We start from the raw sequence: 7,175 nt of genomic DNA, 5'->3' as shown, positions 1-7,175 counted from the left end.
TATGTGGTTTCCTAAATAAGACGATTAAATTTCTAATTAATGCCAGAATAGGACACCTAAAAAAATGCCGCTATTGTACCTTGGTACAATAGCGGCATTTTTTTTTACACAATTTTTACTCTACATCATAAACACAAGCAATTTAACGCTTTAGCCCACGATAAAAAGGCAGTAATAGGTTGCTCACATCAATTAATGAGCAGTCATCAATATCAATACACCAAATAGGATTCGATACCAGCCAAATGCGACAAACGTAAATCGCTGCAAAAAGCTCATAAACAGCCTCATCACAACATAGGCACTGATGAAAGCCACCACGAACCCAACGAGGAGTGGTATCCATTGCTCGTTAGCAAAGTCTTTATAGCTGGACAAAAGATCATAACCGGAAGCAGCAATCATCACAGGCAAGGCCAATAAGAAAGAGAATTCCGCACTCGCCTTACGACTCAAACCAACAAACAAAGCACCCACGATTGTTGCACCAGCACGACTTGTTCCTGGGATCAATGCAAATACTTGAGCAATGCCAATCCATAAAGCTTGTTTAAAGCTAAGATCATCAAGCTCTACCACCTTAGGGGTTTTATCTTTTATCACTCTTTCGGTAATCAAGAAGATGACACCACCAACAATAAACATAGTCGCCACAATGGTAACCGAAAACATGTCTTTGATTTGATGTCTAAATAAGAAGCCGATGATGGCAACAGGCAAAAAGGCGACAAACAACTGAATCCATAAGCGAGTGTGCTTAAAAGTAAAGCGCTCTTTATAGTTAGCCACAACGGCCAAAATAGCAGCCAATTGAATGATAACTTCAAACGCTTTCGTCCCACTTGTTTGTTGCATACCCAACCATTGACTAACAACGATCATATGCCCCGTTGAAGAGATGGGCAGAAACTCTGTCACCCCCTCAACTAATCCTAAAATGATACTTTGAATGAGATCCACAATGCGATTCCAACTAGGTGATTAATATGAATAAAAAAAGCATAGGAACTATAAAGAAATATCTCTAAAATAAAAATGAAAAAAACGAGATAACAACGTAATTTCGCCCTTACTATTTCAATGACCTTTTTAGAGCGAGAGTCTCCTAGGCAAATTACAGTAAAGTAAAATCCCTCTCGTCATTAATTGCTATCAATTCGTCAAAACTCTATAATTCGCGCATGTTTAATTTTCACTGTATAAGTGTGATGTGACGCATTACCAGACCACAACACATAAGTACCTCCCCATCGCATGTCACCAAACGGTCATCATGCAGACGTCATAGTCTTATGACGATAAATTTCCGTTCATGCTGAGAAAATAGAAACCTATCCCTTTATGTGTGGTAACGCATGATTTTAGTTAAGAATAGCGATTTAGAAGGTAATAAATGATCGAATCAATAAAACGAGACTGGTTCTCAAACATCAAAAATGACACTCTCTCCGGGACTGTTGTCGCCCTCGCCCTCATTCCCGAGGCCATCGCTTTTTCCATCATTGCCGGTGTTGACCCAAAAGTTGGTCTTTACGCCTCATTCTGTATCGCTGTTGTCATCTCTTTCTTTGGCGGACGGTCAGCCATGATTTCAGCGGCAACAGGCGCCATGGCACTGGTAATGGTTAGCCTTGTCAAAGAACACGGTCTTCAATATATGCTTGCGGCCACCATACTCACGGGTGTTTTTCAAATTATCGCAGGGTATTTAAAACTGGGCAATCTCATGCGCTTTGTCTCCAAATCCGTTGTGACGGGTTTTGTAAACTCGCTGGCTATTTTGATTTTTATGGCGCAACTTCCCGAATTGACTAATGTAACATGGGTGGTGTATGCCATGACTGCTGCAGGATTAGGGATTATCTATCTATTCCCCTACGTCCCCGTCATAGGAAAATCGTTACCATCACCATTGGTCTGTATTGTCGTTCTGACTATCTTTTCTATCTATAACGGGCTAGACATTCACACGGTCAGCGATATGGGAGCACTACCCGACTCATTACCAACTTTTTTGATACCAGACATTCCATTTAACTTAGATACACTGTTAATCATCCTACCCTATTCTCTTAGCTTAGCAGTTGTTGGTCTACTCGAATCCATGATGACCGCAACCATCGTCGACGAACTCACTGATACTGGTAGCAATAAAAACCGTGAATGCAAGGGACAAGGTGTTGCTAATATCGTCACTGGTTTTATCGGAGGTATGGCAGGATGCGGCATGATTGGCCAAACGGTTATTAACGTAAAATCTGGAGGGCGTGGCCGTTTATCCACCTTTATTGCAGGTCTGTTCTTATTGATCATGGTCGTGTTTCTTGGCAAATGGATCGGGCAAATTCCAATGGCAGCATTGGTTGCTGTCATGATCATGGTATCCATCGGGACCTTTTCTTGGGACTCCATCATCAACTTAAAAAAACACCCTATGTCGACCAACATAGTAATGATTGTCACCGTCTGTGTTGTTGTCGCTACCCATAACCTATCGATTGGTGTGCTCGTCGGTGTTTTATTGGCTTCTCTTTTCTTTGCCAACAAAATTGGGCGTTTTATGGTTGTCAAAAGCGACATCAATGAACAAGCGTCTCATCGAACTTATAAAGTCGTTGGGCAAGTATTTTTTGCTTCCTCAGATCAATTTAATTCGTCTTTTGACTTTAAAGAAGCTCTTGATAGCGTCACTATTGATCTATCTGATGCACACTTTTGGGATATCACGTCCGTCGCCGCTTTGGATAAGGTGGTCATCAAATTCCGTCGTGAAGGTGCCGAAGTCAATGTTATTGGCTTGAATGAAGCCAGCGCCACGGTGGTGGACAAATTTGGGGTGCACAACAAACCAGAAGAAGCAGACAAACTGTTGAACGGCCACTAAGACGCTTACAAGGAGAACAAAAATGACAAATGTAATTGCCTGTATTGATGGTTCTTTTCTGTCGGAATACGTAACAGACGCGGCAGTATGGGCGGCCAATAATATTGAGTCACCGTTAACATTCTTACATTCGCTAGAAAAAAGCATGACGTCTAACAGCGACTTATCAGGTTCTATTGGTTTGGGCAGCCGAGAGCATCTCCTTGCTGAGCTGACAGAACTGGATGAGAAACGCGCTAAGCTCGCTTTAGAACATGGCAAAGACATGCTCCATAAAGCAAAAGCCCATGCCGAAGAGCAAGGGGCACAAAATGTCAGCATTATGCAACGCCACGGCGATTTGGTGGACACGCTAATCAGTCTAGAATCTTCTACAAAGTTAGTCATCCTTGGACGTAATGGTAGCGAACACGCCATGTCAGCCAACACAATTGGCTCTCATATTGAACGAGCGGCACGGGCGTTACATCACCCTATCCTGATCACTGTTGGGGAGTTCAAAACTCCGAGCAATTTTATGATTGCCTACGATGGTCGTGAAGCGGCGGACAATGCCATTGCTCGTATTGCGCAAAGCTCTTTATTGAAAGGGCTGACCTGTCACATGGTCATGGCAGGAGAAGACACCCCAGCCAGAAAAGAAAAGTTCGCCAGAGCTCAGGCTATTCTGGAAGCTGAAAACTTCAAGGTAAATGCATCTTTGATCGCAGGTGATATTTATCCGGTTTTGACTCAATATCGAAATGAAAACAACATTGAACTAATGGTGATGGGAGCCTATGCGCACTCGAAGGTGCGTCAATTTTTTGTTGGCAGCAACACCAGTAAAATGATCATCGAAAGCGATATTCCATTGCTCATCTTGCGCTAGTATAGACAAGTAGCCATCCTCCCATATAACAATGGGCTGCATGTTATCGTCACGCCGCCCATTGTTAATGTTTACGCCCACTCCCTTTTGACATGATATAAATTGTCATCAAAACGTCACGCTTCCCATTGATAAAATCTGCTATATTCGATTTTTCATATATATGAAATTTCATATATAAACTAAAAACCGCGCCAAATACTATGTTTGAAAAGATGCACCTTGATCCAACGATTTTTTTTAAGGCCATTGCCGACGAAACCCGTTTGCGTTGTTTATTACTCATTGCTCATTATGAAGAACTCTGCGTGTGTGAGCTTATGGCCGCACTGGGAGAAACACAGCCCAAAGTGTCGCGCCATCTTGCGCAACTGCGAAAAGCTGGCCTACTAACAGACAGAAAACAGAGTCAATGGGTATTTTATTCCCTTAACTCACTCCCTCAATGGGCACATGACGTCATTACCATCACCCTTGAACACCAACAACACTGGTTAAAGGGTAATTTTCTTCAACTTGAACAGATGGGTAGCCGACCAGAGCGACTCGTTACCTGTTGCTAACCACGCCATAATATTAGGAGATAACCATGACCATAAAAGTAGGCATAAACGGTTTTGGCCGTATGGGACGACTTTCTTTTCGTGCCGCATTTGACTGGGACGACATTGAGTTTGTACAAATCAATGACCTCCAAGGCAATGCGGCTACTTTAGCGCATCTCGTCAACTTTGACTCCGTTCATGGGCGTTGGCACCATGAAGCTGGCAGCGATGGTAACAATCTCATCATTAATGACAAGATTATTCCTTGCACACAACACAGCACCATTGGGGCCACAGACTGGTCACAATGCGATGTTGTTATTGAAGCCACAGGCGCTATGAAGACAAAGTCAGCCCTACAAGCCTACTTAGACCAAGGTGTAAAACGTGTGGTCGTGACGGCCCCAGTCAAAGAAGAAGGCGTGCTGAATATCGTTATGGGCGTGAATGATGGCGATTACGACCCTCGTTTACATCCAATCGTGACAGCCGCTTCATGCACTACCAACTCACTTGCGCCTATTGTCAAAGTGTTACAGGAAGCCATTGGCATCAAACACGGCTCCATGACCACCATTCACAACATAACCAACACCCAAACCATCATTGATGCACCACACAAAGACCTACGCAGAGCACGCGCTTGTGGTAGCAGCTTGATTCCAACCACAACGGGATCTGCAACGGCTATTACCCATATTTTCCCAGAGCTAAAAGGTAAATTAAACGGTCATGCTGTGCGTGTACCGCTGACCAATGCCTCGTTAACCGACTGTGTGTTCGAAATGGAGCGCCCCACCAGCGCAGAAGAAATCAACCAACTATTAAAGATGGCTAGCAAACAAGGGCCTCTTAAAAATATTCTGGGTTATGAAGAGCGCCCCCTAGTTTCCATCGATTACCAAACCGACCCTCGCTCAAGCATTGTCGATGCACTAAGCACACTCGTCATCAATCACACTCAAGTGAAGCTCTATGTTTGGTATGACAATGAATGGGGCTACGCTAACCGTGCTGCCGAGTTGATGAGAAAAGTTGGCCAATTAGACCAAACACTTTAAGTCTAGGCTCACTGAGCAAATGACCTATCGTTTCGAATAGTCAGAGAAGAAAGTAAAACAATCATGCTATCACAATTACCAAAAAGCGTTCGTCAGTACCTGATCGTCACGGGAAATTACTGGAGTTTCACCCTAACCGACGGCGCATTGCGCATGCTGGTTGTCCTCTACTTTTATCAACTGGGATACGGCGCTCTGGACATTGCCCTGCTCTTCCTCTTTTACGAGTTCTTTGGGGTGCTAACCAATCTATTTGGTGGCTGGCTTGGAGCAAAATGGGGACTCAACCGCACCATGAACATTGGCCTTTTCATGCAGGTTGTCGCCCTTAGCATGCTCTTATTGCCAGCAAGCTATTTATCCATTCCTTGGGTCATGGCAGCACAAGCGTTATCCGGCATTGCAAAAGATCTCAACAAAATGAGTGCGAAAAGTGCCATAAAAACACTTGTTCCTAAAAATGCCAGTAGCACTTTATACAAATGGGTTGCGCTATTAACAGGTTCAAAAAATGCACTTAAGGGGGTGGGGTTTTTTCTAGGGGGGTTCTTACTCAGTGTCATTGGTTTTCATCATGCTATTTTAAGCATGGTTATTGGTCTTGGCATCGTGTGGCTTGCCAGTTTGTACCTACTCAAAGAGGATTTAGGCAAGGCGAAAAACAAGCCCAAGTTCTCGCAAATGTTCTCCAAAAGCAGAGAAGTCAATATCTTATCGGCCGCACGACTGTTTTTGTTCGGCGCTAGAGATGTCTGGTTCGTCGTTGCCATCCCCGTCTATTTAACCAGTCAGTTCCATTGGGATCACTGGCGTGTCGGCAGCTTTCTTGCTCTATGGGTAATCGGCTATGGCCTCGTACAAAGCCTTGCCCCTCATCTCACAGGCAAAAAGCAGAACCACACGCCAAGTGGCAGTCAAGCCAGATTTTGGGCGATATTATTAACCCTAGCGCCTGCCGCAATTGCCATTGGCATGCAAAACTTTGATCAGACACTAGAAATCTTATTAGGTGGGCTCATCTTATTTGGTGTTATATTCGCGATTAATTCGTCATTACACAGCTACTTAATCGTTCACTACGCCAGTGAAGATGGCATATCATTAGATGTGGGCTTCTATTACATGGCCAATGCGATGGGAAGACTCATCGGCACCGTTTTGTCTGGTTGGGTGTACCAAAATGATGGCATTATTCCCTGTCTTTGGGTGTCTTTTGGTTTTCTTGCCCTTACCAGCCTTATCTCGTTCTGGTTACCTAAAGACAGCCACACGATCCATAGATAGCAACTCATCAACACCAAGTCGAGTATTTACCCTGAATCTACTTGGTGTTTCACCCAAATCAAAGCATTTAGTTCGAGTCTACGGCTTTAATATGAAGCGCACCGACTTCCGCTTCCGTCACTTCAACCCGAGTTCCCGCTTCAATTGTCTCGTTGCTGATCAAGGACCAAGTCACTCCAGAATAATGATGAGTCGCTAATTGCGTTGGAGACACAGTGTCTTGCAACACAAATTGATAACCAACAAAGTCATTCTTGGCTTTTTTTGAACTCACATTTGACTGCATTCGTTTGAGCGGTCGCCATAAAATGATCGCCGCAATCACAGTAAACACACCTGTACTCAAAAATGCACTTAACACATCCTGAGGGAGTATCCCAACGAACAATAAAGCCCCTGTCACCATTGCAGACAGACCGACAAAAAACAGCACAAAAGTAGAAAACCCTAGTACAGCAACCTCAATGACCAGGAGAATAAGGCCCGCAACAAAAAAGCTTTGCGCCAAATTGTTGATAAACCAATCCATG

General features: G+C 43.9%; 7 protein-coding genes. 5 read left to right on the top strand and 2 right to left on the bottom strand.

The features are described 5' to 3' along the window. Nucleotides 1-192: 192 nt before the first annotated feature. Complete coding sequence (locus AC0VYI_RS09875) at nt 193-960, bottom strand: undecaprenyl-diphosphate phosphatase (protein WP_475449028.1); 768 nt, start codon at nt 958-960, stop codon at nt 193-195. 433 nt (nt 961-1,393) lie between these two features. Between AC0VYI_RS09875 and AC0VYI_RS09870 the strand changes: the two genes are divergently transcribed. The 5 genes from AC0VYI_RS09870 to arsJ all read left to right on the top strand — a co-directional run bounded on the left by AC0VYI_RS09870 (nt 1,394) and on the right by arsJ (nt 6,645). Next, nucleotides 1,394-2,884, top strand: a complete 1,491-nt coding sequence (locus AC0VYI_RS09870; protein ID WP_199478552.1) for a SulP family inorganic anion transporter — start codon at nt 1,394-1,396, stop codon at nt 2,882-2,884. A 22-nt stretch (nt 2,885-2,906) separates the two neighbouring features. After that, nucleotides 2,907-3,755, top strand: a complete 849-nt coding sequence (locus AC0VYI_RS09865) for a universal stress protein (RefSeq protein ID WP_475449026.1) — start codon at nt 2,907-2,909, stop codon at nt 3,753-3,755. A gap of 203 nt (nt 3,756-3,958) precedes the next feature. Then, nucleotides 3,959-4,318, top strand: a complete 360-nt coding sequence (locus tag AC0VYI_RS09860) for a metalloregulator ArsR/SmtB family transcription factor (RefSeq protein ID WP_475449024.1) — start codon at nt 3,959-3,961, stop codon at nt 4,316-4,318. A gap of 26 nt (nt 4,319-4,344) precedes the next feature. Continuing rightward, nucleotides 4,345-5,361 carry an ArsJ-associated glyceraldehyde-3-phosphate dehydrogenase gene (locus AC0VYI_RS09855; protein WP_475449023.1) on the top strand — a complete coding sequence of 339 codons (1,017 nt, stop codon included), beginning with the start codon at nt 4,345-4,347 and terminating at the stop codon, nt 5,359-5,361. 63 nt (nt 5,362-5,424) lie between these two features. Further along, entirely contained in the window at nt 5,425-6,645 is a 1,221-nt protein-coding gene (gene arsJ / locus AC0VYI_RS09850; protein ID WP_475449021.1) for an organoarsenical effux MFS transporter ArsJ, read from the top strand. Nucleotides 6,646-6,712: 67 nt separating this feature from the next. On the opposite strand, the gene AC0VYI_RS09845 is transcribed toward arsJ, so the two are convergent. Further along, nucleotides 6,713-7,174: an NfeD family protein gene (locus AC0VYI_RS09845; protein WP_475449020.1), complete on the bottom strand. Its 462-nt coding sequence runs from the start codon at nt 7,172-7,174 to the stop codon at nt 6,713-6,715. Nucleotide 7,175: the final 1 nt, after the last annotated feature.

This window comes from Marinomonas sp. 63XJN7_9_ISO-PGPR-S23-217, assembly GCF_056173515.1.
This window is presented reverse-complemented; position numbering and strand designations above follow the sequence as displayed.